Annotated in this window: 22 protein-coding genes, 2 tRNA genes, 3 rRNA genes and 2 pseudogenes; 9 read left to right on the top strand and 20 right to left on the bottom strand. The window is 61.2% G+C overall.

The window, feature by feature from the left end; genetic code table 11:
- The first annotated feature begins 108 nt into the window (after positions 1 to 108).
- Positions 109 to 966, top strand: coding sequence for an SDR family oxidoreductase (locus MUG95_RS08805; protein ID WP_247005753.1), 858 nt, complete (start codon positions 109 to 111; stop codon positions 964 to 966).
- A 7-nt stretch (positions 967 to 973) separates the two neighbouring features.
- Positions 974 to 1,975 carry a patatin-like phospholipase family protein gene (locus MUG95_RS08800; protein WP_247005752.1) on the top strand — a complete coding sequence of 334 codons (1,002 nt, stop codon included), beginning with the start codon at positions 974 to 976 and terminating at the stop codon, positions 1,973 to 1,975.
- Here the strand turns inward: MUG95_RS08800 and MUG95_RS08795 are convergent.
- Positions 1,914 to 2,600 (bottom strand): glycosyltransferase family 2 protein, encoded by a 687-nt coding sequence (locus MUG95_RS08795; protein ID WP_247005751.1) that lies wholly within the window; start codon positions 2,598 to 2,600, stop codon positions 1,914 to 1,916. The two genes, MUG95_RS08800 and MUG95_RS08795, sit on opposite strands and share 62 nt — an antisense overlap.
- 435 nt (positions 2,601 to 3,035) lie before the next feature.
- Here MUG95_RS08795 and MUG95_RS08790 point away from each other — a divergent pair, with 435 nt between their 5' ends.
- Positions 3,036 to 3,842, top strand: a complete 807-nt coding sequence (locus MUG95_RS08790; protein WP_247005749.1) for a recombinase family protein — start codon at positions 3,036 to 3,038, stop codon at positions 3,840 to 3,842.
- 107 nt (positions 3,843 to 3,949) lie between these two features.
- Here the strand turns inward: MUG95_RS08790 and MUG95_RS08785 are convergent, their stop codons facing one another.
- Positions 3,950 to 4,402 (bottom strand): hypothetical protein, encoded by a 453-nt coding sequence (locus MUG95_RS08785; protein ID WP_247005748.1) that lies wholly within the window; start codon positions 4,400 to 4,402, stop codon positions 3,950 to 3,952.
- Between the two features lie 64 nt (positions 4,403 to 4,466).
- Between MUG95_RS08785 and MUG95_RS08780 the strand changes: the two genes are divergently transcribed.
- A complete protein-coding gene (locus MUG95_RS08780) occupies positions 4,467 to 4,715 on the top strand; it encodes a hypothetical protein (RefSeq protein WP_247005746.1) in 249 nt (82 codons plus the stop codon).
- 75 nt (positions 4,716 to 4,790) lie between these two features.
- Here MUG95_RS08780 and MUG95_RS16875 read toward each other — a convergent pair whose 3' ends face one another.
- The 5 genes from MUG95_RS16875 to MUG95_RS08760 all read right to left on the bottom strand — a co-directional run bounded on the left by MUG95_RS16875 (position 4,791) and on the right by MUG95_RS08760 (position 9,578).
- Positions 4,791 to 4,925 carry a hypothetical protein gene (locus tag MUG95_RS16875; protein WP_256463846.1) on the bottom strand — a complete coding sequence of 45 codons (135 nt, stop codon included), beginning with the start codon at positions 4,923 to 4,925 and terminating at the stop codon, positions 4,791 to 4,793.
- 67 nt (positions 4,926 to 4,992) lie between these two features.
- Positions 4,993 to 6,246, bottom strand: coding sequence for an ABC transporter ATP-binding protein (locus MUG95_RS08775; RefSeq protein WP_247005745.1), 1,254 nt, complete (start codon positions 6,244 to 6,246; stop codon positions 4,993 to 4,995).
- Positions 6,243 to 7,220 (bottom strand): carbohydrate ABC transporter permease, encoded by a 978-nt coding sequence (locus MUG95_RS08770; RefSeq protein WP_247005742.1) that lies wholly within the window; start codon positions 7,218 to 7,220, stop codon positions 6,243 to 6,245. The genes MUG95_RS08775 and MUG95_RS08770 overlap by 4 nt, the downstream gene beginning before the upstream one ends.
- A complete protein-coding gene (locus MUG95_RS08765; protein WP_247005741.1) occupies positions 7,217 to 8,152 on the bottom strand; it encodes a carbohydrate ABC transporter permease in 936 nt (311 codons plus the stop codon). The genes MUG95_RS08770 and MUG95_RS08765 overlap by 4 nt, the downstream gene beginning before the upstream one ends.
- A 43-nt stretch (positions 8,153 to 8,195) precedes the next feature.
- Positions 8,196 to 9,578: an extracellular solute-binding protein gene (locus MUG95_RS08760; protein WP_247005739.1), complete on the bottom strand. Its 1,383-nt coding sequence runs from the start codon at positions 9,576 to 9,578 to the stop codon at positions 8,196 to 8,198.
- A gap of 338 nt (positions 9,579 to 9,916) precedes the next feature.
- On the opposite strand from MUG95_RS08760, the pseudogene MUG95_RS08755 reads away from it, so the two are divergent.
- Positions 9,917 to 10,288: pseudogene (locus MUG95_RS08755) on the top strand (IS5/IS1182 family transposase); the annotation flags it as partial.
- 199 nt (positions 10,289 to 10,487) lie between these two features.
- Positions 10,488 to 11,192 (top strand): tyrosine-type recombinase/integrase, encoded by a 705-nt coding sequence (locus MUG95_RS08750; protein WP_247005737.1) that lies wholly within the window; start codon positions 10,488 to 10,490, stop codon positions 11,190 to 11,192.
- Positions 11,193 to 11,451: 259 nt separating this feature from the next.
- On the opposite strand, the gene MUG95_RS08745 is transcribed toward MUG95_RS08750, so the two are convergent.
- The 5 genes from MUG95_RS08745 to MUG95_RS08725 form a co-directional block, all read right to left on the bottom strand.
- Positions 11,452 to 12,021: a phosphatase PAP2 family protein gene (locus tag MUG95_RS08745; RefSeq protein WP_247005736.1), complete on the bottom strand. Its 570-nt coding sequence runs from the start codon at positions 12,019 to 12,021 to the stop codon at positions 11,452 to 11,454.
- Positions 12,022 to 12,048: 27 nt separating this feature from the next.
- Complete coding sequence (locus MUG95_RS08740) at positions 12,049 to 12,525, bottom strand: metal-dependent hydrolase (protein WP_247005733.1); 477 nt, start codon at positions 12,523 to 12,525, stop codon at positions 12,049 to 12,051.
- A gap of 31 nt (positions 12,526 to 12,556) precedes the next feature.
- Complete coding sequence (locus MUG95_RS08735) at positions 12,557 to 13,318, bottom strand: CDP-alcohol phosphatidyltransferase family protein (protein WP_247005731.1); 762 nt, start codon at positions 13,316 to 13,318, stop codon at positions 12,557 to 12,559.
- 72 nt (positions 13,319 to 13,390) lie between these two features.
- Positions 13,391 to 13,774: a DUF7475 family protein gene (locus tag MUG95_RS08730; protein WP_247005729.1), complete on the bottom strand. Its 384-nt coding sequence runs from the start codon at positions 13,772 to 13,774 to the stop codon at positions 13,391 to 13,393.
- Between the two features lie 48 nt (positions 13,775 to 13,822).
- Positions 13,823 to 14,161 carry an aldo/keto reductase gene (locus tag MUG95_RS08725; RefSeq protein ID WP_247005728.1) on the bottom strand — a complete coding sequence of 113 codons (339 nt, stop codon included), beginning with the start codon at positions 14,159 to 14,161 and terminating at the stop codon, positions 13,823 to 13,825.
- Here MUG95_RS08725 and MUG95_RS08720 point away from each other — a divergent pair.
- Positions 14,125 to 14,814: a GTP cyclohydrolase IIa gene (locus MUG95_RS08720; RefSeq protein WP_247005727.1), complete on the top strand. Its 690-nt coding sequence runs from the start codon at positions 14,125 to 14,127 to the stop codon at positions 14,812 to 14,814. The genes MUG95_RS08725 and MUG95_RS08720 overlap by 37 nt on opposite strands.
- Before the next feature lie 320 nt (positions 14,815 to 15,134).
- Here the strand turns inward: MUG95_RS08720 and MUG95_RS08715 are convergent, their stop codons facing one another.
- Together MUG95_RS08715 and MUG95_RS17040 are read right to left on the bottom strand one after the other, a co-directional pair.
- A complete protein-coding gene (locus MUG95_RS08715; RefSeq protein WP_247005726.1) occupies positions 15,135 to 15,428 on the bottom strand; it encodes a hypothetical protein in 294 nt (97 codons plus the stop codon).
- 211 nt (positions 15,429 to 15,639) lie between these two features.
- Positions 15,640 to 15,903 carry a hypothetical protein gene (locus tag MUG95_RS17040; protein ID WP_247010510.1) on the bottom strand — a complete coding sequence of 88 codons (264 nt, stop codon included), beginning with the start codon at positions 15,901 to 15,903 and terminating at the stop codon, positions 15,640 to 15,642.
- Here MUG95_RS17040 and MUG95_RS08705 point away from each other — a divergent pair.
- Positions 15,791 to 16,092 (top strand): annotated as a pseudogene (locus tag MUG95_RS08705) (AAA family ATPase); the annotation flags it as partial. The gene MUG95_RS17040 and the pseudogene MUG95_RS08705 sit on opposite strands and share 113 nt — an antisense overlap.
- Before the next feature lie 201 nt (positions 16,093 to 16,293).
- Positions 16,294 to 16,515: a hypothetical protein gene (locus tag MUG95_RS08700; RefSeq protein WP_247005725.1), complete on the top strand. Its 222-nt coding sequence runs from the start codon at positions 16,294 to 16,296 to the stop codon at positions 16,513 to 16,515.
- Positions 16,516 to 16,723: 208 nt separating this feature from the next.
- On the opposite strand, the gene MUG95_RS08695 is transcribed toward MUG95_RS08700, so the two are convergent.
- The 6 genes from MUG95_RS08695 to MUG95_RS08670 all read right to left on the bottom strand — a co-directional run bounded on the left by MUG95_RS08695 (position 16,724) and on the right by MUG95_RS08670 (position 23,327).
- Positions 16,724 to 16,799, bottom strand: a tRNA-Cys gene (locus MUG95_RS08695).
- 46 nt (positions 16,800 to 16,845) lie between these two features.
- Positions 16,846 to 18,054: an acyl-CoA dehydrogenase family protein gene (locus MUG95_RS08690; protein WP_247005724.1), complete on the bottom strand. Its 1,209-nt coding sequence runs from the start codon at positions 18,052 to 18,054 to the stop codon at positions 16,846 to 16,848.
- Between the two features lie 195 nt (positions 18,055 to 18,249).
- Positions 18,250 to 18,371 (bottom strand): 5S ribosomal RNA (gene rrf, locus MUG95_RS08685).
- Between the two features lie 121 nt (positions 18,372 to 18,492).
- A 23S ribosomal RNA gene (locus MUG95_RS08680) occupies positions 18,493 to 21,410 on the bottom strand.
- Positions 21,411 to 21,672: 262 nt separating this feature from the next.
- Positions 21,673 to 21,744: transfer RNA gene (locus MUG95_RS08675), tRNA-Ala, on the bottom strand.
- A 111-nt stretch (positions 21,745 to 21,855) separates the two neighbouring features.
- A 16S ribosomal RNA gene (locus MUG95_RS08670) occupies positions 21,856 to 23,327 on the bottom strand.
- The 16S, 23S and 5S rRNA genes sit together here with 1 tRNA gene alongside, the layout of an rRNA operon.
- Between the last annotated feature and the right edge of the window lie 571 nt (positions 23,328 to 23,898).

The following is a 23,898-nucleotide window of genomic DNA, read 5'->3' as shown; positions in this document are numbered from 1 at the left end:
AATAAAATATGTTACCGAACCACATGGTAACTCGGTCACCCAGAAGTAACGCCCCGAACGGGCGTGTGGTGTGCTTAATGCCCCGGCGTCCGACTGTGTACGCGAGCCATGACTGAGGAGTTCGACCTCGAAGCACCAGACCTGACGCGCGAGGACCTGTTAGTCCTCGAGGACCCACACTTCGACACCGACTCCGTCGCCATCGTGACCGGGGCGGCCTCGGGCATCGGGCGGGCGACGGCCGTCGGACTGGCGGCCAACGGCCTCACCGTCGTCGGTGCCGACATCGACGCCGACGGCCTCGACGAGACTGCCACCATCGCCGCGGACGTGGGCGCGGACGGTCCCGTCCACACCGTCGAGACGGACCTGACCGACGACGACGACGTGGCGGCGATGGTCGCGGCCGCTGCCGAGGAGGGAACTGTCCGTTTCGCCGCCAACATCGCCGGGATGCAACACATCGCGAGCATCCCCGAGTTCCCGATGGAGAAGTACGACCTGCTGACCGACGTAATGCTCCGCGCGCCGTTCAAAGTCGCACAGGAAGTGATGCCCCACATCCGCGAGGCCAGCGGCGGCGGTGCAATCGGCAACATGTCGTCGGTCCACGGCCACTACGCGACCCGCGACAAGGCAGCGTACATCACGGCCAAGCACGGTCTCACCGGCCTCACCCGGTCCATCGCCGCCGAGGGCGACGGCACGCTCCGTGGCTTTTCGGTCTCGGTCGGGTACGTCTTGACCCCGCTGATGGTCAACCAGATTCAGGACACCGCTGCGGAGCGCGGCATCTCCGAGCAGGCAGTCGTCGAGGACGTGATGCTCGGACAGGCCCGCACCAAGGAGATGATGATCCCCGCGGACGTGGCGAACCTCTTCACGTTCGGCTTCTCGCAGTACGCCCAGCATCTCAACGGCGGCGACCTCCTGTTCGACGGCGGCTACACCCACACCTACGAGTGATACACCGATGAGTGACGCCACGGACGGCACCGCGACGAGCGATGCGGACGGCGACGGCGTGACGAACGTCGCCATCGCCTGTCAGGGCGGGGGCAGCCACACCGCCTTCACCGCGGGCGTGTTACAGGAGATTCTGGCGTGGTGGGACGACGCGGAGTACGAACTCGTCGGCATCAGCGGCACCTCCGGCGGTGCGTTCAACGCCCTCGCGACGTGGTTCGGCCTCGTCACCGGCGATGCCGAGAAAGCCATCCGGACCCTCGACGCGCTCTGGGAAGACCTCGCCGCCGACGGGTGGCAAGACCGGACGCTCAACGCGTGGCTGACGACGTACGCCCGCCTAGAGAGTAGCGGCGTCGCCCTCCCGCAGGTCAGCCCCTACCAGTTACCCGACTCGTGGGGCCAACGCCACATCGCACGCATCCTCGAACGCCACATCGACTTCGAGACCATCCCGGACCTCTGTGGGACCGACGCCCCCGAACTCGTCGTCGGCACCGTCAACGTCAACGCCGGCGAGTTCGAGACGTTCACCAACGAAGACGTCACCACGGAAGCGGTGCTGGCCTCGGCCGCGGTGCCGAACCTCTTCCGCGCCGTCGAAATCAACGGCCACCTCCACTGGGACGGTCTGTTCTCACAGAACCCCCCCATCGACGACCTGATGCACGTTCCCCCCGAGCGCAAACCCGACGAACTCTGGGTCATCCAGATCAACCCCCAGCAGTCCGCGGGTGAGCCGACGACGCTGGAGGAAATCGCGGACCGCCGGAACGAACTCTCGGGCAACATCTCCCTCAATCAGGAGGTGAAGTTCATCGAACGCGTCAACGACTGGATAGACGAGGGGTACCTCCCCGCCGACCAGTTCACCCACACGGACATCCACCGCATCCAGATGGACCAGCGGTTCGACTCGACGACGAAAGTCGACCGTGACCGCGCGTTCATCGAGGAACTACTCGCAACCGGCCGCGAGAGTGCGACCGCGTTCCTCGACGGGCGGTGAGAGAGCCACGGCCGGATTCGAGCCGGCGTGGCTCCCGCTTTGGCGTCTCGCTCACTGCAGAAAGCCAAGGGCCGGCACTGACTTCGACCGCCGCCGCCCGAATGAGCCCGTCATCGACGACATCCTCTGCGTCGACGACACCGACAACTGCAGCGTCTGAAAACTCAAACCCGTAATTCAGCGCACGGGGCTTGTTCGGCGTGCCGGGGTACTCCGAGGGGACGATTCGGTGGACAAAATCGTATGTGGTCAACAGTTCGGAGACAACCTTGTTTGTCGCGTCGTCGTCATGCTCGGTTAGGACCGTCACCTGAAGCAACTCGTTGGGATACGCCGAATTGACCGTACTCCGGATGGCCTGTTCGATGACATCTGCCTCCTCATAGGCCGGAATAAACACGTCCACGCTGGGCCACTCTGACTGTGGAACGTCCGCCGGAGCGACGGTGTCTAGTCGGGTTGTCCTACCGAGCTTAGATGCCAGGCGACCATACGCCAATTGGAAAATCGGAGCATATGTACAAAAATTAACTATAGCCCAAATAACGCCGAACAGTATCGCTGCGGCTTGGACAGTAGTAAACGAGATGGCGTCAAGTATCCTAACTATATTCACTGTTATCATTACATTTTAAATACCAATTATTCAGGCTTTCCATACATTCAACAGCTGAGTCAATCGCTAACTGCTGGAACACTGTTGCACTGCCGCTGAGGAAAATAAGGAATGTTTAAATTATAGTCGGCTACAATATAAAAATACCACAATTTTATTCATCACTGTAGTAGTGTAGCCCGATTACCGGGTCCGGACCTGACGGGAGACACAAGTACGCACAACACGACAAGAAGAAACAATGATATTTCTGAGTGAAACTCTACTCAACAGGCGTCCATAGAAACGTTAATTTAACAAAAGGAAAGCCATATTTAAGATTGTGATTTTTCACGTAGTGTTTTTCCTAAAATGTCTACTGTGAGTTTTTGTAGAAGGTGCTGCTTTCTGCGCCCCAGTAAAAAGTGAGTGTGTTCTATATACGAGCCGGCCGCCGCAGGAAGTGTGTCCGATATCGGTATCTACGCCCGTGTTTCCACAGCCGATCAGGATCCACAACGACAACTCGATGAGCTCCGGGAATCCGTCGAGGACAGCTACGACGATCCAGAGATTCACGCGTACGCCGACATCATCAGCGGCACTGACACAGGTCGGGGCGAGGAGTACCAGCGTCTTCGCGAGGATATCGAGAGCGACGTCCTGGACGTCGTCGTGGTACACGAACTCTCGCGGCTATCGCGTCTCGGTGCCGGCGAGATACACGAGTTCTTGGAGTTCTGCCTCACCAACGAAACCGGCGTCCGAGACCTAGAAGTCGGCCTGGAGATCAGCCTCGACGATGACTTGGTCGACCGCGCAGTCAGCCAACTCATCGCTGGCGTGATGGGCGACCTCGCACGCGTCGAGCACAAGCAAAAACTCAGACGGATTCAGTCTGGCATCGACGCCGCACAGGCTGCTGGTCAGTGGACGGGACGACCACCAGCTGGCTTCGCGGTTGAGGGTGGATACCTCCAGATCAATGCAGACGAGTTCCTGACAGTCCGGCGGGCCCTCGAACGCGTCGAACTGGGCTCCACCTACGCCGAAGCCGCCGATGGAACCCCGATTGCCGAGTCGACGCTGCGGAACCTCCACGACGACCGTCGCAATCTCTATTTCCACGCCGAGGCGGAGGATGGTCGCCTCCAGGCTGCCGTCGAGGAACTGGAGCCGCTCCCAGAGCTGGAGGTCCCGACAGAACACGACCTGCCGGATGAAGATATCCGAGCTATCGTCCGAGACGAGATTGGCCGTCTTCAACAATGACGGCTCTTGCCTAATTTGGAGAACCAGTCATCAAGTAGATGACGCTCCGGGCTGGCGCCCACGCGCTGGTGGAAAAACCCGTGACCGCGACGCGAGCGGAGTTCGCGTCACTCATGGAGACTGCCGACGAGACCGGTCTGCAGGCGACAGTCGCCCACAATCGGATTTTTTACGCCCCGTTCGTACGCGCTCGGGAGTTGGTCGCGAGTCGCCGGTTCGGCCGTCTGCACGGCGTTTCGGTGCGGTGGCTGGAGAACAACGACCCTCGCGAACCCGGACACGGGGACTGGGTGCTCGACCGCCCGGGCGGGGAGTTCGGCGAGGGCATCGTCCACCCGGTGTACGTGGGTCTCCGCTCCGCGGGGTACCCCGCCGCCGAGGACGCAGTCGACGTCAGGCGGGTCAACACGGCCGGCGACCCCGCCGTCGAGTACGACGGTATCGCCGTCTCGTACCGAACGCCCAGCGACGTGACCTGCATGATCCAGCACCACTCGAACGTCCAGGGGAGTCGACAGGTGGAGTTTTTCGCCGCCGAGGGCCCGGGTCGTCGCGGACATCGCCACACAGACCGTCCGTGTCTATCCCGAGGGATACGGCCCGAACGCCACCGTCGAGCGACCGATGCTCAACGCCGCCTACTGGACGGCGCGCAACGCCGCCAGCGCCGTGCGGTCGGTCGCTTCGATCCGTGCACGGCGGGCACTGGCCGACCTCCGCGGCGGGGAGTTCACCGTCCACGACACGCACACCCCGGTGGTCCGCCGCGAGGTCAACGCCATCGAGGTGACCGGGACGGAACCGACGCCTCGCGAGGAAGCCGACTGGGCAAACCGCATCTACACGATGGTCAACGAGGCCGTCGAAGAGTGACACGCGACCCCCACCGCTGTCCGTCTGAGCGTTTGCCGCGCGGAAAGTCACCCGAACGCGTGTCCGCGAACGGTTTCAGTACGTCTCCTCGATGAATACGAAGTGACTCGGGTTGGCCGCCTCGTGGTCGCGGGCGCTGGCGTACGCGGTCACCTCGTTGTCTGTCTCGCGCTCGAAGTCGCAGGAGTCGCAGTCGAGACGTAACGGCACGGACGTGCGTATGTGCTAGTGTCACAAAGCAGCACGGGTCGACGGGGCCGACAGGGACTCGTTCGACTCAGGCGTCGGACCGGCCGGCGGCCACGCCGACGAGGGACTCGTCCCCCTCCCACTCGGGGTGGTGCAGTGCCTGGCCGGTCGCGGTGTCGAAGAGGTGGACGCCGTCCAGCGGGAGGTGGACGCCGACGGATCGACGCTCGCGGACGGCGGTCCCGCCGGGCACCGCGATGGTCATCTGCGGGCCGTCCGTCAGGGTGACGTAGACGAACGACCGCTCGCCGACCGGTTCGACCACGTCGACCTGTCCCGGGAACGTGAGTGCCCCGTCCACGTCCGTGGTGACGGCGTCGGCTTCGGTCTCACCGACGTCCGCGCCCTCTCCTCCCGTCGACTCGTGTGCAGTCGGGTCGACGAGGGACGGGGCCTCGGGCCTGAAACCGAGCGTCACGCCCGACCCGTCAGCGTCCGCCGCCGCCGTCGCCAGTTCGTCGCTCGCTGGATAAGTGACAGGGCCGTCGAATGTGCTGGCCACGCGGTCGAACTCGCAGTCCAGCAGGTTCATCGACGGTTCACCGATGAACGACGCGACGAACCTGTTGGCCGGTTCGTGATAGCAGGTCATCGGGGTGCCGACCTGCTGGACATACCCGTCGTCGAGCACGGCTATCCGGTCGCCGATGGTCATCGCCTCGACTTGGTCGTGCGTGACGTACACCGTTGTGACGTCTAAGTCCCGCTGGAGTTGCTGGATCTCGGTGCGCATCCGCCCCCGCAGCGTCGCGTCGAGGTTCGAGAGCGGTTCGTCCAGCAGGAACACTGCCGGGTCGCGGACGGTCGCTCGTCCCAGGGCGACCCGCTGTTGCTGGCCGCCCGACAGCGACCCCGGTTTCTTCTCGAGGAGGTCCGTGATCCCAAGCGTCTCGGCGGCGTCCGCGACGCGCTGGCTCACCTCGTCGTCCGGCAGGTCCGTCGTCATCCGCAGTCCGAACCCGATATTCTCCCGGGCGGTCTTGTGGGGGTAGAGCGCGTAGTTCTGGAACATCATTGCGATCTCCCTGTCCTCCGGGCGGCGACCGATCACCGACTCGCCGCCGATCAGCACGTCCCCGTCCGTCGGTTCTTCGAGGCCGGCGATACACCGCAGCGTCGTCGACTTGCCACACCCCGACGGGCCGACGAGCACGAGCAGTTCTCCGCGAGGGAGCGTCAGCGAGACGTCCTCGACGGCCGTTATCCCGCCGGGATACTCCTTGTGCAGGTTCCGCAGTTCGAGGTGGGCGTCGTCCCGTGAGTCGGATCCGTTCGCTGTCATTGTCCTTTCAGTGACCCCTCGACCAGTCCCTTGACGAAGTACCGCTGGAGCGCCAGGAAGACGATCACGAGTGGCAGCATGCCGATGACGCTCGCCGCCGCGATGGCGCGCCAGTCGTTGCCGTACTGCCCCTGGAACTTGTAGACTCCGATCGAGATCGTGTGCAGGCGACTCTCCGAGCCCAGCACCGTGAACGCGAGGACGAACTCCGACCACGTCAGCACGGTGTTGAAAATCGCCACGACGGCGATGCCGGGCGCGACCGGTCGCAGGAGGACGTGCCGAAGCGTCTGTAGCCGGTTGCACCCGTCGATCCGGGCCGCGTAGTCCAGTTCCTTCGGGATGGTGTCGAAGTACCCCTTGAGCAGCCAGATCGAGAACGGCGTCTGGATGCCGACGTACAGGAGTATCAGCCCCGCTCGCGTGCGAAGCAGGCCCAGACTGGACATGACCGTGTACAGCGGGACGATGATGATCACCGGCGAGATCATCTGGAAGAGGAGGACTATCCCGAGCAGTCCGCGACGGCCAGTGAACTCGAACCGCGAGAACGCGTACGCCGCGGGGACCGACACTGCGACGATGCTCGAAACCCCGAAAATAGTGACCAGCGTCGAGTTGAATAGCCACGAAACCATCCCGGCCCGGAAGACCTGCCGATAGGCAGAGAGCGACACCTCCGCGGGGAGCAGTCTAAACGGGTACCTGAACAGTTCCCCCGCCGGTCGGAGACTGGCTGAGACCACCCAGAGCACCGGGAAGACGAAAAACGCGATTGCCGTCGCGTAGATGGCGTACACCCCGAGGTCAAGCACCGTGAGGTCGGCCAACTCCGCCCGGACCCGGTCGAGAACGGTCGGACCCGCTGTGACCGACTCCCGACCCGTGGCCGTCCCGACGTCGGTGGCACCGCCGTCCGGACGTCTGGTCGCGGCCGCGTCGGGGTCACCGGGTCGGCCAGTGTCGTCGCTCATATCTCGTCACCCACGTCGAAGGCGTAGATATACACGCCGGTCAGCAGCAGGTTCGCGGCGAGCATGACGACGGCGATGGCCGCCCCGCGCCCGAGAGCGTAGTCTTGGAACGCCTCCTGGTACATGAACAGAGCGAGCACCTGGGTCGCACGGCCCGGGCCGCCGCCGGTCAGTGCGAATATCAGGTCGAACGTGTTCAGGGCGTAGATCGTCACCAGCACCGTCGTGATAAACAGGACCGGCTTGAGCTGTGGCAGCGTCACGTGGCGAAACCGGTCCCATCGACCGGCCCCGTCCACGCGGGCGGCCTCGTAGAGGCGCTGTGGGACCCGCTGGAGTCCGCCGTAGATCATTATCATGGTGAACGCGGTCCCGCGCCAAGTGCCGGCGACGATGGTTGAGATCAGCGCCAGTGTCGGGTCCGAGCGGAACGGGACCGGCCCGATACCGAGGACGCCCAGCAGGTGATTGACGGCGCCGAACTGGCTCTCGACCAGCATCACCTTCCAGACCAGGCCGATGATGATTCCGGGGACGATCCACGCGAGCAACACCGAAACGCGAGTCGTGAGGTGACCCCGTAGTCCCCGTCGGACCCCGTAGTCGATCGCCAGCGCCAGAACGAGCCCCAGCAGAACGTGGAGGACGACGCTGGAGAAGGCGTATATGGCGGTTATCCGGATCATTCCCCAGAACTCCGGGTCGGTCGCGAGTCTGACGTACTGTTCGAGGCCGACGAACTCGAAACTCGGTCTGATGAGGCTCTCGTTCGTGAAACTCATCAGGATCGCCTCGGCCATCGGATACAGCTGGAACACCGCGAGTGCCAGCAGGGCGGGCGCGAGCCAGGGGAGCGGGTGGTCGAGGAGTCTGCGAGCAGCGTCGCTCACGCGTTCGAGCAGGCGCTCGACAGTCGTGTCGGCAATCGACATAGTTGTCACCTCGGCGTGGGCAGTTCCAGTGGCGGGTCGGTCATCAGGACGCCTCGTACTCGTCGTTGACGTTCGTGATCATCGTCTCGGCCGCCGACTCGGGATCAGACTGTCCGGTGACGACGCTTTCGATCGCGACCACGTACTCCGAGGCGATGGTGCTGTAGATGGGGCGAGCGGGTCGGGCGACGCCATCCTGGAGGAACTCCCTGAACCGGTCCTGATATGGCGTGTCTGGGTCGTAGAGGTCGCTGTCGTTGAACACCGACTCGCGGGTCGGCAGCAGGGCTGCGGCCTCGCAGTACCGGCCCATCGCCTCGGGTTCGACGAACTTCGCGATGAACTCCTTCATCGCAGCGGCCTCGCCGTCGTCGCCCTCGACGAAGGCGCCCTCCGTCCAGCCGCCGACGCCGGTCGTGTGTTCGCCGTCCGCGGGTCGGGGAATCTTCGCGACCTGCCAGCGCTGCCAGCGGTCGTCCGGTATCTCGTCGGCCTCCTGGATGGGGTTTTTCAGGTTCCGCTCTATCTGGTCGTTGTTCCCGATGAACATCGCGAGGTTGCCCGCGCGACCCTCCCGGGGGAGCGCCTCGACCTCTTCGATGCTCGCGACACGCTGTGGGGTGACGCCAGTGTCGACGAGGTCTCGGATGAACCCGAGCGCGTCGACCAGTGCCTGCCGGTTTTCGCTCTGGTCGAGAACCGGCGCCCCCTCGTCGTCGACGAGGGTGCCGCCGGAACTCCAGAAGTACGGCAGGTTGGCGAGAGCCGTCGACGACTGGAACATGTACGCGTCCATGTCCTCGTTTTCGACGATGTCCTGACCGACGGTGAGCAGTTCCTCCCACGTGACCGGGGGGTCGCCGTCGTTGTACGTGTCGAGGACATCCTGTCGGTAGTACAGACACCGACACCCCGTGTACTTCCAGGCGGCCAGCAGGTCACCGTCGCGCATGGCCGTCTCCCGGACGAACGGGAAGAAGTCGTCGATGTCCTCGACGTAGTCGTTCAGCGGCTGGAGGTACTCGTAGAAGTCCGCTACCCACTTCGAGTCGAGCGTCGACCCTGCAGGGGCGTCGCCCCCCGCCGCACTCGTCAGGAGGTTGTTCTTCCACTGTCCGAAGGCCGGGTAGTTGACGTCGATACGGTAGTCGGGGTGGTTCTCGGCCCAAGCCTCGTGCTGTGTCTTCAGCGCCGGCGCCGCCGCGGGCTGGTCACTCTCCTCCTCGATTGGCGTATAGAACGTGCTCGTCTGGTAAGTCAGCGCGGTCCCGCCCTTGCCGAACCGCTCGTGGGCCACCAGCGGGTCCGACTCATCAAACTGACTCGACTGTGACCCTTCCTGGCAGCCCGCCAAGCCGACCGCAACCGCCGCTGCCCCCGTCACCAGCGCGTCTCGCCTCGTGAGCGTTCCCTTACCTTTCGGCATTCGAACATTTTTTAGGAGTCACGATATATAAACCTATCTTCGGTGATCCGACGTGTCCCTCTGCGACGACCGCGGTCCGGGTCGCGTTCCGAGGGACTCGCGGCCGGTCGTTCCGAACGGGTCGCCGGGCGGAGCGGTCCCGCGTGGCACCGGCGGCACCGGGTTACCCCTCGCCGATGAGACGGTTGACGACCTCTTCGGGGTCGAACGCTTCGAGGTCGTCGTAGATGTATGATATTTTAGTGTGGTGCTGAATACGCGCCCTGGGCCGTGTTTAGACGCTAGTAATATTGCCTGAACGGCGGGAATTCTAGAAACTGAAGCAAGCAGAGTTCGATGTGCCTTCGAAACTCGCCCGCTTCACCGACCGATGTGTCGCATTGTCTCAAAAAGCTGTCGGGAGTGACGGAACGCAGCCTGTCAAGAAAGGGGAGGGTGGCTACGCTGACTGGGTGATTATCTCTCTCCACGGACTCCGCGAATATCTCGACCTTCTGTACCGCCGACTCCTCGATATCCTCCGTGAAATGCCTGATATCGTGGCGAAACTCGACCTGTCGGTCGAGGAGTTACCTGATTTTACCACGGTCTGTGTGGGGCTGTCGGAGAAGAGTGACCTCTCCCGGGCGATGTTCGGTTCTGTCGCCGAGCGAATCAGCCAGGAAACATCGGGTAACGTTGCCATCGTCCGGAGTGTTGAGGCTATTGACCAGCCGGTCAGTCAAATGGAAGAACCATCGCAATGAGCGACTACTGTCTCGTCTTTTCAGCGTTGGATCCGGCGTCGGTTGACCTGCTAAGGCAGCTGTGACCCGTCTGCTGTATCCATGTTCTATATTCAGCAGTCACTAATTTGACCGGTCAGGATATATTGGCCTTCAATTCGCGCGAGCGGCGTTCTCGTAGTAGATGACGGACGATTACCATGAGTCGAACGAATGGGCCCAGCAGCATCGACAATCGTTGACCACGCGGCACACACACGAGGATGTCCTCACCGACCGGGAGTTCGAATTACTGCTGGAGGCGTGTAGTTCGCTGCCCGAACCGCGAGATTTGCAGGCGCGGTTCATCTGTCTGGCTGCTGGCCGACTTGGATTGCGTGCTGGTGAGATCGCGCACTTCCGGGCCGAGTGGCTCGATTGGGATCGGATGTTGCTCCGTATTCCACAACACGAGGCCTGCGAGTGTGGCTATTGTCGTCGGCAAGCATCCCAAGAGACAACGGACAATGAGGACCTCACGCAGGAAGAAGCAATGGAGGCTCGCTGGCACCCGAAAACGGTTGCCTCTGCCCGGTCGATCCCCGTTGATCTCTCGCTCCGGGTAGAGCTGTGTCTGGAACGGTTCACCGACGAGTACGACGCCTTTCCACGGTCACGGACCGCTGTCAACAGACGCGTGACGGCTGCTGCCGAGGCCGCAGATATCGACGGTCGAGTGTATCTACATTGTCTCCGTGCGACCGCTGCCAGCTACCACGCCTATCAGGGCGTCGCGCCGGTTCCACTCCAAGCGCTCATGCGCTGGAGCGATCTAGCGACAGCACAGAAGTATATCCGCATCTCCGGGAGAGCCACAGCAGATGCTCTTCGGCAGGTCCATCACCGATGAGGGCAGTCTAATATCAATCAGGTTTCATCGTGGGTACTGAACGGATGGTTCTTGCGCCGATCTGAGTCTGATAGCTGCCAGACCTGGTGATTCAGCAACTGTTGAATATAGAGGATATATTTTGCATTGGCGGAAGTACTGAGTTTTACAGTTCCTGTTTTGAATATCGGCTGTCATTACTGCGGGCTACGCTCTCTCAGCTTTCGACAAGCCCGCGCAGTCACCAACTCTGCTATCCGGTGATCATAGCGTAGTTCGGTCAGTGGTCAGGTTCGAAGACACGTTGGACCGCCGCTATCGGGTCGAATCGCTGCAGCACGGCACCGGCGAGCAGAAAGGTAACTATCCCGATTCCCACCCCGGCGACGGTGTCTGAAGCGAAATGTGTGCCCAGATAGACACGGGAGACGGCGACCAGCACGGCTAGTACCGTGACAACACTGAATGGGATATGTTCGCTTTTCCGTGCGGCCATGGTGTACACCGTGACGGCGGCGGCGTGGCCGGACGGGAACGACGTCGCGACTGTCTCGGCCTCGTCGGTCAGACAGACCGGGTCGGCGGGGAACGTCCGCTGGACCGTCAGCATGAGCGTTCCGACGACGACACCGGAGATTGCCAGCACCACGAGACTGTGGCGAAACGCCTCGTCCCAGTCGGCCAGATAGCAGACACCGACGAAACACAACGCGGCTGTAGCGGACCCCAGCCCCGTCACCGAAGTCAGCAGCTTCGTCGCCAATGGGCTCCGTGCGGCGACGATAGCGTCCATAATTGCCGTCTCGATTCGGACGACTTTGTCGAATAACTCCGCGAACAAATGCTCCATGCCCTGCGGCCCATACCAACTGTGGCCTCATAGCCACTCGGTTCCGTGAGATGCCGTTCCGGCCCGCCAGTACCTGACGGCCAAAGCGGCGGCAGCGAGCCAGAGCGCGACTTCGACGAAGAACGCGGGGCTCCAGAGGTAGTACAAAAAGAACGACCCTGGCGGGAGCGCGAGCGGGTCGCTCGGCATAACGGCGGGCCACAGCAGAAAAACGGCGTCACCGGGCCGCCCGTTGACGACGACGTGAACGGCGTCGAGAGCGAGATGCAGTGCCCACCCGACCGCAGCCGACAGTCCGGCCCGGCCCGACAGCGCGAGCGGCACAATCACGACGAGCAACAGCACCGAGTGGCCGACGGAGTGAAACAGCGATGTGAGTCCAAGTGTGGCCAGTGGCTTGTCGAGGACATCGGGGAGGGCACTGCCGACGACCAGCCACAGCGGAGCAAGTCTCGACGCCCGTCCGACGACCGCTGCCGCGAGCAGGTGCGTCGGAAAGAGCATACCTAGAGATGGGTATCCGGGTATATGAACGCTACCCGTCGAACCACTCGCGGGGGAGGCGGCCGCTGACGACGAGGAAATCGCGAGCGAACACGGCCAGCGACAGCACTAGGAGCGCGGGCGCGACGGCGAAGAGGATGTCGCTGGGAACGACGGGCACGAGTGCGACAGTGAGAAACACCATCTGGATGCCGGCGAGGTACTTACTGAGGTCGCTGTCGGGGCGCTCACCGACAGGCCGGCCACGGAGTCGTCGCCAGCGTATCCCGCCGAGATAGACGTACCGGGCGGCGGCAATCGAGAGGTACCAGACAGGGAGGCGGCCCCATAGCACCGCCACCAGCGGCGCGACGACGAAGCCGAACGTGTCGAAGGCCATGTCCAGTCGCGTTCCAAGCGGGGTCTGCTCCCCGATAGTCCGGGCCACAGTGCCGTCGAGTTTGTCAAGGGCCACGCCGGTGCCGTAACACACTGCCGGCACCCACGCGAGGTCGGTCGTCGCCGGGACGACAAGGAAGCCGGCGACGACGGCGTAGAGCCCGCCACGGAGCAGCGTCAGCGTGTTCGCCGCACCGAAGACGTACCGCCACGGCCGAACGGTCTCCAGCCCGCGGCCAGCATACCAGAGCTGTCCCGCCCAACAGACGCCCGCGACGACGGCCGGGTGGACCGTCCAGCGCGTCATCGCGTCGGCAGGGAAAAGCGCGCCGACAACGGCCGTCAGTGCCAGTGCACCGACGACGGGGAGGCCGACCCGGAGCCCGAGGGATGGGTCACCATGTCGGCCCGCCATCGCCACCTCCCGGTCCGCTCGGCCACGAGCTCGCCAGTTCCGGAATCTGTGTGGCCACACGTCCCGTGGCACTCATCGCAGCAGGACAACTAGCACCGCGATGAGGACCACTTGTGCGATCTTATCAACCGCGCCCAGCGTCCCGATGTCGGCCGGGAACGATTTTCCCAGCGAGACGAAGTTGACGTAGTACCACAGCAGTATCTGGACGAGTGTGAAGGGGATACCGACGGCGTAGACGGCCCGCCGCCGGTAGTTTAGCACGATCAGCCCGACCGCGCCCAGAAAACCGAGTCCCGCGAGCACGAAACTGATTCCCATGCCCGACGGGAGCATCCGCACACCGAGCAGGAGGTGGACGGCGGCGGAGACGAGTGCGGCGACGATTCCCACCCAGTGCAGACTGTCGAGTGACGCTACGTCCGGCGAGAGTCGTTGTGTCTCGCTCGTGGCCATACCCCGTAATCGGTTTTCAGCCACATAATCATAGTGCCACACCACCGTTCATCGCTCGAAATCCGGCCGTCTGAGCATGTCGATACGGTCGCACGTCTCGGCGTCGAGACGGCGACCTGCGGCGGCGAGGTTCCCGACTACGCGTGACGTCGTCGTGCTCGATGGGATCGGGACGACGCCCCGTGTGACGTTCCACGCGAGGACGACGCCGGCCGGCGTGAGGCCTGTTTCGTCGGTGATGTCGGCCAGGACGGGTTCGGCAAGTAGGCCGGGCACCGACAGCGGTGAGTGTGCAATAACGTGGATTCCGCGCTCGTGACAGAACCTGACCAACTCGGTGCGTGGCTGGTATGGATGGTGCTCTATTTGAACGAGCGCAGGAGGCACATCAGCAGTGTCGAGAATCGTCTCCAGCTGTCCTCGCGAGGCGTTACAGACCCCTAGTGTGTGTCAGCCCCCGCTCGTGGACCGTTTCGAGGTTGGCCCACGCCCGTATTCAGGACTCGCTTGCTAACCGCTACCCGGTGACCGCAAGTATCAGCCTCGCAGCCCGGTCCACACCGGTTGAGGCACTCGGGGTCGCCTCCCGCCGCCTGCAGGATGCTGGGAGTGCACAGGACAGCACCCGGCGGAACGTTCTCTGCGGGGAACCCCTTGCCGGTGCCGACCGTACTGACGACGACGTACAAATAGCCCATTTCGACGTCAACGACGCGACCGGGAAGTACACCGACCAACTCAACGAATTCGATACGTTCATTCACATCGAACAGGGCTACGCGGAACTGATGCGATATCTGCGTGAGGCCCACCACTCGCTTGCCTTCTTTGTCGGCGGCGACAACATCATCGCTGTCTGTTCGGAGATGGACGCAACAGCATATCAGGACACCGTCGACCACGTCGGTGAGGCTGTCGGCGTCAATTTGAAAGTAGGCGTCGGGCGGGCACGTACAGCACAGTCGGCCGGTATGACCGCGAAACACGAACTCGAACGCTGTCGGGTCGACGGCTCTCAGGTCGAACTGAAATGGAAATGACATCCTCCGCGCCGTGAACGGCGGGATTCTCTCGCTGTATAAAGATAGGTTTCCCAGTTGGTGCGAAAAATACCGGTGTTGTTATCTATCACACTTTGCAGTCAGGTCCGGATAAGAAGAGCATATCATAGAATACTTGACACACATTGTCTATACAAGCTTTGTCAAGACTCACGTATAAGATGCAGAGAATGTATGCAGCACGGCAACATTGTTTATTTCACCTGCGTTCGACTGTATCAGCTGTAAGGACTAGCTTGCGTATTAATCAGGCGAAGGTTGTTCGAATCCAGTAATGTTGTGCGGGGGTAGAATTGGGACTAATACTTCGTGGACAGAATTAATCCACCCCCGACAGCGATGAGTCCAAATGGAATAAGGACTGCAGGAAGTGGGATACTACATTCGTTCACTCCATCGGGTGTATACAGTAGGTTTGAATCCTGCACACCGATCATGCTAACTCCCTGCTCCTGTCCATCTGGAACACCGACATCAGTACAGCCACCGAATAGCATCCCGGGGAAGGTGATCAGTTGCGCGAGGACGATACTGAATCCGACAACAAGTAAAACGCCGCCGAGGGGTTTTCTTCGTTTGAGTGTGGCAGCCATCACTTACTGATTCTACCACTCGATGATAAGAACGATGTAAAGTCAAAGAGTTCCAGTACTCATTTCAGACACTGTATTGATCGAGACGTGAGTTCCCTATATCGACCGATTCGAACTGTCTGAATCTGAGTAAACTCTGTGCGAGATACGCGCCCTCCATCTTGCACGCGCGTCGTGACAGGATTTGGATAGGCAGAGCGTGCGGAGCTCCCTATGACACGGTCAATATCCCAGCCTCGTCGGCGAGGGTAGTGGCAGTGAGCGGGCCGGTGGCGTCCAACAGCGTCGCGACGACCTGCGATACCGAGTGCGGTCCGAGGGCTGGAACGAGTTCGGCCGCTTTGCAGAACGACAGAGCGTCCCGGAGCCACCTCTCCAGCGTGCTCGAACCCATCACGAGCGGTGAACCCGCCGACACAGCCATCGTCACCGGGCCCAGCAGCGCTGGCAAGACCTGCATATCGAAGTTCGTCACGGGACGACTCCGGACAGAGGTCCTCAACGTCGAGGCCACTTACGTCAACTGCTGTCGGAACTACACCCGGTTCCGCACGGTCTATCAGATCCTCGACAATCTAGGCGCGAACATCGATATCACCGGCAGTCGACGCCACACGACGAACTCGTCGACCGCCTCCAGCAACCCGATGGCCCGCGAACCATCCCTCATATCTTGTTCTACTCTATATTCAGACAAAGGGAGTCTGATTCAGCCATGGAGAGTGGGAGGAGGGCAGCCTGTTTAAATTTAGTTAAGATGAAACAATATAATTCCCGTTAGGTTTATATTCATATTCCTCCGTGGCTCTCTTCTGAATTGGGCGTGGGAAAACCACCGCCCAGTTGCACGTGTCGTTCGCGTAGTGTGTTGTTCGAGGTCGGCGACACGCCGGTTCCGGTCGGGTTCGCGTACCGCCCGCGCGATCTCGACCATGCGAACGCCGGCGTCGCAGAGTTCATCGCCGAATACGACGCACCGGTCGGCTTCGTCGTGACTGGCGACACGATCGATACCGACCGCCCGATCGTCCGAACTCACGCCCGCACCATCCAACTCCCTTACTGGCTGTACTTGCTCCTGTGCTAAACTGGAGAGGGGCAGTTGTGACCTCGCCACCAGAACGGCCATCTGCAGTGGGAGACCCAGTGCATGTACTATCCGTCAGTCCCTTGTGACTGCTCTGCGTCATGTATCGCCAAATGGGCACCCGCGTCTAACCCGTCGACACCCCCCCGGGAGGGAGAACTGCAGAGAGTCCGTTCTTTATAAGATTGGCTCTGAACGAAACGTATCAAGCCAAGGGCCGGATTTGAACCGGCGATGATCCGCTCTGCAGGCGGACGCGTTCGGCCAGACTCTGCCACCTTGGCGCAACAAAACGTACTCGGGAACGGCGTTTAAGAATAGCGGTCTCGCTCAGTACGAGCGCGGCAGGTCGAGCGTGTGCTCGGCGATGTGGTTCCGCATCATCTGCGAGGACCCCGGTGCCACCGTGCCGAGACGACTGCCCTTCCACATCTCGATGACCGCGTAGTCGCGGCTGAAGCCGTTCCCGCCGTGGGTCTGGAGCGCGACGTCACAGGCCTCGTGGCCCGCCTCCGAGGCACGGAGTTTCGCCATGTTCGACCACTCGGCCGTCTTCTTCATGTCATCGGTCGTCTCCGTACGGTCCATCAACCACGACGCCTTCTGGACCAGCAGTTTCGCCGCCTCCAGCTGAGAGTGTGCCTCCGCCAGCGGGTGCTGGATGGCCTGGTGCGCGCCGATGGGTTCGTCGAACACCACACGGTCCTGTGCGTAGTCGACGGCGCGTTCGATCGCGTTCCGGCCGATACCGATGGCACCCGCCGACCCGACCAACCGCTCGGGGTTGACGGTGTCGAACAGTTGGAGCAGTCCCATGTCCCGCGTCCCGATGATGTCGTCCGGACTCGCCTCGTAGTCGTCGAAGGAGAGCTCGAACTGCTTTTCGGGCGTCGGAATCCCCACGTCGAGTTCCCGACGCTCGATGTTGTCGTCGTGTGGGTCCGCGAGGAACAGGGTAATCCCCTGCGTTCGCTTCGGGACCTCGTCTTTCGGCCTCGTCCGGGCAACCAGCAGCATCTTGTCCGCCCGGTCGACCCCGCTGATCCACTGCTTCGAACCGTTGATGTGGAACGTTCCGTCGTCCTGTTCTTCGGCGAACGTGTCGAGGTTCGGCGCGTTGTGCCCCGCGTTCGGTTCGGTCAGTGCCATACAGAACCGCAAGTCACCGTCGATGAGCGGCTCCAGCAACTCCTTTTTCTGTTCCTCGCTCCCGTGGTTCGTCAGCGTCACCGCACCGAACACGACGTTGACGATGAACAGCATGTCTGCACCCATACACCCGTTGGCGACGAGTTCCTCGACGATGGTCGTCAGCTCTGTGATTCCCATCCCCTCGCCACCGTACTCCTGGGGCGCGGTCGCCCCAAGGAACCCCGCGTCCGCACAGTCCTGCCAGAACTCGTCCGGGTCACGGCCGTTGGCGACATCCCGCCAATACTCGTCGTCGTAGTCGGCCGCTATCTCGCGCGCAGTCTCCTTGATGAGACGGTCCTCCTCTGTTTCCACGAACCCTGGTTCGGATGACTGTGAGACTGTCATGCACATGCCAACGCGCTACAGGGGCATAAAGGTTGGAACTTTCAACGTACGGTTCGTTTCCCCTCGTTGCCACGTCCGACCGCACAGCCAACGGCACACGTTCGGGTGTGCCTTCGAGTATCTGACGTGTCGCGTTGCCACTCCGCGTTCGAAATGAAAAACGCCCCACCCGTTCTTCGGGTGGGGCGTGATGAGTGGAGGCGGCGAATCGGGTCTCCCAGAGGCTCGCGCACTCCAGTAGGCCCCGAAACGCTGGCGGGCTTAACTTCCGTGTTCGGGATGGGTACGGGTGTAACCCCGCCGCTGTGGCCGCCTTAACGCCGACTCGCGGAGTCGAACCGCGATAAACCACAGTCGGTATAGCTTCCAAGCAACCGTGTAGTACGTGCGATCCAGATAGCGCCTGGACTCGTGTTATCGAGTCTCCATGCGCGGTATGATTGGTGGCTTCGGCCGATTAGTTCTCGCGGGCTGAACACCTCGTCACCTCGGTGCGTACACCCCGAGTCTATCGAACTCGTCTTCTACGAGTGGCCTCGGCGGTACCTCTTTTCCAGGTGGGTTTCGAGCTTAGATGCGTTCAGCTCTTACCCCGTGTCGCGTGGCTGCCCGGCACATGCCCTCTCGGACAACCGGTACACCAGTGGCGACCATCCGTAGTTCCTCTCGTACTATACGGACGTTCCCGTCAGGTACCATGACACCCCCAATAGATAGCAGCCGACCTGTCTCACGACGGTCTAAACCCAGCTCACGACCTCCTTTAATAGGCGAACAACCTCACCCTTGCCCGCTGCTGCACGGGCAGGATGGAGGGAACCGACATCGAGGTAGCAAGCCACCCGGTCGATATGTGCTCTTGCGGGTGACGACTCTGTTATCCCTAGGGTAGCTTTTCTGTCATCTATTGCCCGCATCGGGCAGGCAAATAGGTTCGCTAGACCACGCTTTCGCGTCAGCGTCTCTCGTTAGGCAAGACACTGTCAAACCATCTTTTGCTCTTGCGCTCTTCTCCGGATCTCCGTCCCGGATGAGATGGCCTTAGGGCGCGCTCGATATCTTTTCAAGCGCGTACCGCCCCAGTCAAACTGCCCGGCTATTGGTGTCCTCCTCCCGGAGTGAGGGTCACAGTCACTGACGGGTAGTATTACAGGGTTGCCTCGGTGGCCCGCTGGCGCGGGTACCTGTGTAGTGGCTCCTACCTATCCTGTACATCAGCGACCATGTCCCAGCAACAGCCTGCAGTAAAGCTCCATAGGGTCTTCGCTTCCCCTTGGGGGTCTCCAGACTCCGCACTGGAACGTACAGTTCACCGGGCCCAACGTTGGGACAGTGGCGCTCTCGTTAATCCATTCATGCAAGCCGCTACTGAAGCGGCAAGGTACTACGCTACCTTAAGAGGGTCATAGTTACCCCCGCCGTTGACGGGTCCTTCGTCCTATTGTACTAGGTGTTCAGATACCCGCACTGGGCAGGATTCAGTGACCGTACGAGTCCTTGCGGATTTGCGGTCACCTATGTTGTTACTAGACAGTCGGAGCGCCCGAGTCACTGCGGCCTGCCTCTTTCCGAGGCAGGCATCCCTTATCGCGAACTTACGGGACTAACTTGCCGAATTCCCTAACGTCGGTTGCTCCCGACAGGCCTTGGCTTTCGCCGCCACGGACACCTGTGTCGGATCTCGGTACGGACACCGTACTTGCCTTTTCACGGGCCCCAGGTTGAACCGGCTTACGCTATCCTGCCGTTCGTCCGCTTCGTGCCATTACGGCTTCCACGGATTTGGACAGTTCGACCGGGCGATGGCCCGGTCCGGTCGACCCCGAGGCGTCGGCGTTCGATGTACGGCGGCACTGGAATATTAACCAGTTTCCCTTTTGTCTCGCTCGAATTACGACGAGACTTAGGACCGGCTAACCCTCGGTTGTCGAACAGTGCCGAGGAACCCTTGTCCGTTCGGCCGTCGGGATTCTAACCCGACTATCGCTGCTACTATGGCCAGGATTTTCGTCACCGATCGGTCCACACGAACTCTCGCCCATGCTTCCACCCAATCGGAGTGCCGACCTACGCAATCGCCATATGACTGGCGTGGCCAGGTCTCGGTGGTGGACTTGAGCCCCGATCATTTTGGGCGCCCCGAACCTCGGCCGGTAAGCTGTTACGCTTTTCTTAGAGGGTAGCTGCTTCTAAGCTCACCTCCCGGCTGTTTAGGGCTCGGGACCACCTTCGATCGCACTTAGTCCACACTTGGGGACCTTAACCCAGCTCTGGGTTGTCTCCCTCACGGTACACAGGCTTACCCCGCATACCGGACTCCCCGCGTCGACAGCGTCCGTAGGTTCGGAGTTTGACAGCCGCGCCGACTCCTCTCGGAGGCGGACACGGCAATCAGTCTCTCTACCCCACGAACTACCTCGGCGGAGGTCATGCTTCGACATGTTTCGGTCGGAACCAGCTGTTGCCGGACTCGATGGGCCTTTCACCCCTACACGTAGGTCACGGGAGGGTATTGTAGGACACCATCCCTAACAGGCTTCCACGCGCCTTTCGGCACGCTTCACCTTGCCCACGCGTAGATCGTCCGGATTCGGGTCGTGCCCGTTTGACTCCCCGCGCTTGAACACGGCGGCCCTCGTGCAAAGCACTGCGGCCATGTCGGTTTCCCTACGCCTCCCCCGATGCTCGGGTTAGACTCGTCAAACAGGCACACTCCCTGGCTCGTTTTTCAAAACGTACGACGGAACACCGGCTTCCCTGTGGTCCTACTGGAGGGTCGCCCCTCGGTCGTTTGCACAGGGACCTTTCGTGCCCCGTCGCTCCATCGCCAACTGATTTCAGGCCCTATTGCACCTCCCTTCTGAGGGTGCTTTTCAGCGTTCGCTCACGCTACTTGTTCACTATCGGTCTCAGGTAGTATTTAGCCTTGGCAGTCGATGCCTGCCATATTCACGAGGGATTTCCAACCCCCGATACTCTGGAACTGACGCACGCCGTACTGGTCTTCACTACGGGGTTGTCACCCTGTTTCACGCTCCGTTCCAGGAGACTTCGTGAAGACGATCCGGCGATGAGAGTCAGCCCGAACACCACATTGCCCGAAGGCTTCGGTTTGGGCTACGTCGCGTTCACTCGCGGTTACTAACGACATCACATTCGTTTTCTCTTCCTGTCCCTACTAAGATGTTTCAGTTCGGGACGTTCCCCATTGCGCGAAGCAATTGCGGGGGGATTCCCATTCGGAAATCCTCGGTTCTTCCCCTCCGTGCGGGTCCCCGAGGCTCATCGCAGCTTGGCACGTCCTTCATCGGCACCTGAGCCGAGCCATCCACCAGCTGGCATAGTAGCCATGCTGATGACGTGTATACACACGTCATAGATGTAGTGACTCGGAAATAATTCCGAGTCTGCGTCGTTGAAGACTCGATGTACTGCACACGAGTCCAGTGGACGCCTGGATCGCACGTACACACAGTTTCATTTGCACGCCCGGTGGTCATCGGTGCGTGCATCAACCCTTCCCACCCGCGTTCGCACGGGGTGGTGCATCGGTCTTCCGTACCCAATCCGAACCCCGTCTCCCACTTAAGGGACACGGATTCGGACAGGCACGAGACATGGACCCACTGGGATTTGAACCCAGGGCCTCCGCCTTGCAAAGGCGGCACTCTGCCACTGAGCTATGGGCCCGTCCCTGCGGACAATGTCAGCCTTGGCAGTTCATAGGTGCCCGGTCGGTTCGAGCGTCGTCAAACTATGTGTCGAAAGGTGGGCTGGGGCAAAGCCCCAGTCCCGGTCATTAGGAGGTGATCCAGCCGCAGATTCCCCTACGGCTACCTTGTTACGACTTAAGCCCCCTTGCGAAGCCCAGATTCGACCACCGCATGGTGGCCTCATCCGGACCTCACTCGGGTGCTTTGACGGGCGGTGTGTGCAAGGAGCAGGGACGTATTCACCGCGCGCTTATGACACGCGATTACTACCGAATCCAGCTTCATGCGGACGAGTTTCAGTCCGCAATCCGAACTACGACCGAGTTTAGGAGATTAGCTCTCCCTCTCGGGGTCGCTTCCCATTGTCTCGGCCATTGTAGCCCGCGTGTTGCCCAGCACATTCGGGGCATACTGACCTACCGTTGCCCGTTCCTTCCTCCGCTTTAGCAGCGGCAGTCTCCCTAGTGTACCCAGCCACGATGAACGTGCTGCTGGCAACTAGGGATGCGGGTCTCGCTCGTTGCCTGACTTAACAGGACGCCTCACGGTACGAGCTGACGGCGGCCATGCACCTCCTCTCAGTAGCTCAGGTAAGATCATCAACCTGACCGTCACTGCTACTGTCGATGCTGGTGAGATGTCCGGCGTTGAGTCCAATTAAACCGCAGGCTCCTCCGGTTGTAGTGCTCCCCCGCCAATTCCTTTAAGTTTCATCCTTGCAGACGTACTTCCCAGGCGGCTCGCTTCACGGCTTCCCTACGGCACAGCGCAGGCTCGTAGCCTACGCCACACCTAGCGAGCATCGTTTACAGCTAGGACTACCCGGGTATCTAATCCGGTTCGAGACCCTAGCTTTCGTTCCTGACCGTCGGGTCCGTTTTTCCAAGGCGCTTTCGCCACCGGTGGTCCGTCCAGGATTACGGGATTTCACTCCTACCCCGGACGTACCCCTTGGATCTCTCGGCCCCAAGCCGAACAGTTTCCGCCGGACGCCTGCCCGTTAAGCGGGCAGATTTCCCGACGGACTTGCTCGGCTGGCTACGAACGCTTTAGGCCCAATAAGAGCGGCCATCACTCGTGCTGCCGGTATTACCGCGGCGGCTGGCACCGGTCTTGCCCAGCACTTGTTCCTGTACTTCCCTACAGTACAGAAAAGCGAGGACTGTATGCCCTCGCACTCGGAGTCCCCTTATCGCACTGTCGTGCAGTGTAAAGGTTTCGCGCCTGCTGCGCCCCGTAGGGCCCGGAATCTTGTCTCAGATTCCGTCTCCGGGTTCTTGCTCTCACAACCCGTACCGATTATCGGCACGGTGGGCCGTTACCCCACCGTCTACCTAATCGGCCGCAGCCACATCCTGTGGCGCCGGAGCGTTTCCAGCTCTCCGCATCCCAGCATGAGAGCTGTATCGCGGATTAGCCTCAGTTTCCCGAGGTTATCCGTGTCCACAGGGCAGTTTGGCCACGTGTTACTGAGCTATCTGCCACGGGTCTAAACCCGTGCGACTAGCATGGCTAAATCGGACTCCGATAGCAATGGCCTCCGGCAGGATCAACCGGAATGTCCCTGGCACAAGGCCAGGGGGGCTGGCGGGAAAACTCTCGTGTGAGAGTATTCCGCTATCGAAGGTTCACATAGTTCAACGACACTCGGACCGACCGAGTGTCACCGAACTGCCAAGGCTGACATCAGATCCCATCTATACGGCGGACCGCAGGGGTGGAATCCTCATTTCTTACGGACCTAATTTTACACCACGAGGGTACATAAACCCTCCGAAGTGCGTCGGTCCGTGGTCGGGCGATGTCGGCCCCGACCCGGCCTCGTCTACATTCCTTCTGAATGCCCTTAACCACTTAAGGGCATCGAATCGCCCCGGGCCGGAATCGCAACCCGGCGGAGCGATGCGTGTTCAGTACGATTCCCCGATACTACTTAAGGGAATCGATGCAGACTGCAAGGCGTGGCGGGCGTCGCCCACCGTGCCTCGCTCGTACTCGTTCCGATGGGGGTGTTAAACTTAAGCCCGTCGAAGCGACTCCGCTACGGGTCGCGGTTCCATACCGCGCGGCGGGCGCGCTCAGGGCGTCGAGGACGGAAACGTGTGAGATATATCTGATACTTCCGGGTGTT

The organism is Halorientalis litorea, from assembly GCF_023028225.1.
GTDB lineage: Archaea > Halobacteriota > Halobacteria > Halobacteriales > Haloarculaceae > Halorientalis > Halorientalis litorea.
Note: the sequence above shows the minus strand (reverse complement) of the source record. Positions and strands in the feature narration are given on the sequence as shown.

Coding starts and splice junctions, on each gene's coding strand:
- MUG95_RS08720 (WP_247005727.1), top strand. CDS start 14,125: ATGGATGGTGCTCTATTTGAACGAGCGCAGGAGGCACATCAGCAGTGT.
- MUG95_RS08750 (WP_247005737.1), top strand. CDS start 10,488: ATGACGGACGATTACCATGAGTCGAACGAATGGGCCCAGCAGCATCGA.
- MUG95_RS08780 (WP_247005746.1), top strand. CDS start 4,467: ATGCTCAACGCCGCCTACTGGACGGCGCGCAACGCCGCCAGCGCCGTG.
- MUG95_RS08690 (WP_247005724.1), bottom strand. CDS start 18,054: ATGACAGTCTCACAGTCATCCGAACCAGGGTTCGTGGAAACAGAGGAG.
- MUG95_RS08775 (WP_247005745.1), bottom strand. CDS start 6,246: ATGACAGCGAACGGATCCGACTCACGGGACGACGCCCACCTCGAACTG.
- MUG95_RS08735 (WP_247005731.1), bottom strand. CDS start 13,318: ATGGCGGGCCGACATGGTGACCCATCCCTCGGGCTCCGGGTCGGCCTC.
- MUG95_RS08715 (WP_247005726.1), bottom strand. CDS start 15,428: ATGGCTGCCACACTCAAACGAAGAAAACCCCTCGGCGGCGTTTTACTT.
- MUG95_RS08765 (WP_247005741.1), bottom strand. CDS start 8,152: ATGTCGATTGCCGACACGACTGTCGAGCGCCTGCTCGAACGCGTGAGC.
- MUG95_RS08740 (WP_247005733.1), bottom strand. CDS start 12,525: ATGCTCTTTCCGACGCACCTGCTCGCGGCAGCGGTCGTCGGACGGGCG.
- MUG95_RS08785 (WP_247005748.1), bottom strand. CDS start 4,402: ATGTCCGCGACGACCCGGGCCCTCGGCGGCGAAAAACTCCACCTGTCG.
- MUG95_RS08800 (WP_247005752.1), top strand. CDS start 974: ATGAGTGACGCCACGGACGGCACCGCGACGAGCGATGCGGACGGCGAC.
- MUG95_RS08770 (WP_247005742.1), bottom strand. CDS start 7,220: ATGAGCGACGACACTGGCCGACCCGGTGACCCCGACGCGGCCGCGACC.
- MUG95_RS08760 (WP_247005739.1), bottom strand. CDS start 9,578: ATGCCGAAAGGTAAGGGAACGCTCACGAGGCGAGACGCGCTGGTGACG.
- MUG95_RS08730 (WP_247005729.1), bottom strand. CDS start 13,774: ATGGCCACGAGCGAGACACAACGACTCTCGCCGGACGTAGCGTCACTC.
- MUG95_RS08795 (WP_247005751.1), bottom strand. CDS start 2,600: ATGATAACAGTGAATATAGTTAGGATACTTGACGCCATCTCGTTTACT.
- MUG95_RS08745 (WP_247005736.1), bottom strand. CDS start 12,021: ATGGAGCATTTGTTCGCGGAGTTATTCGACAAAGTCGTCCGAATCGAG.
- MUG95_RS08805 (WP_247005753.1), top strand. CDS start 109: ATGACTGAGGAGTTCGACCTCGAAGCACCAGACCTGACGCGCGAGGAC.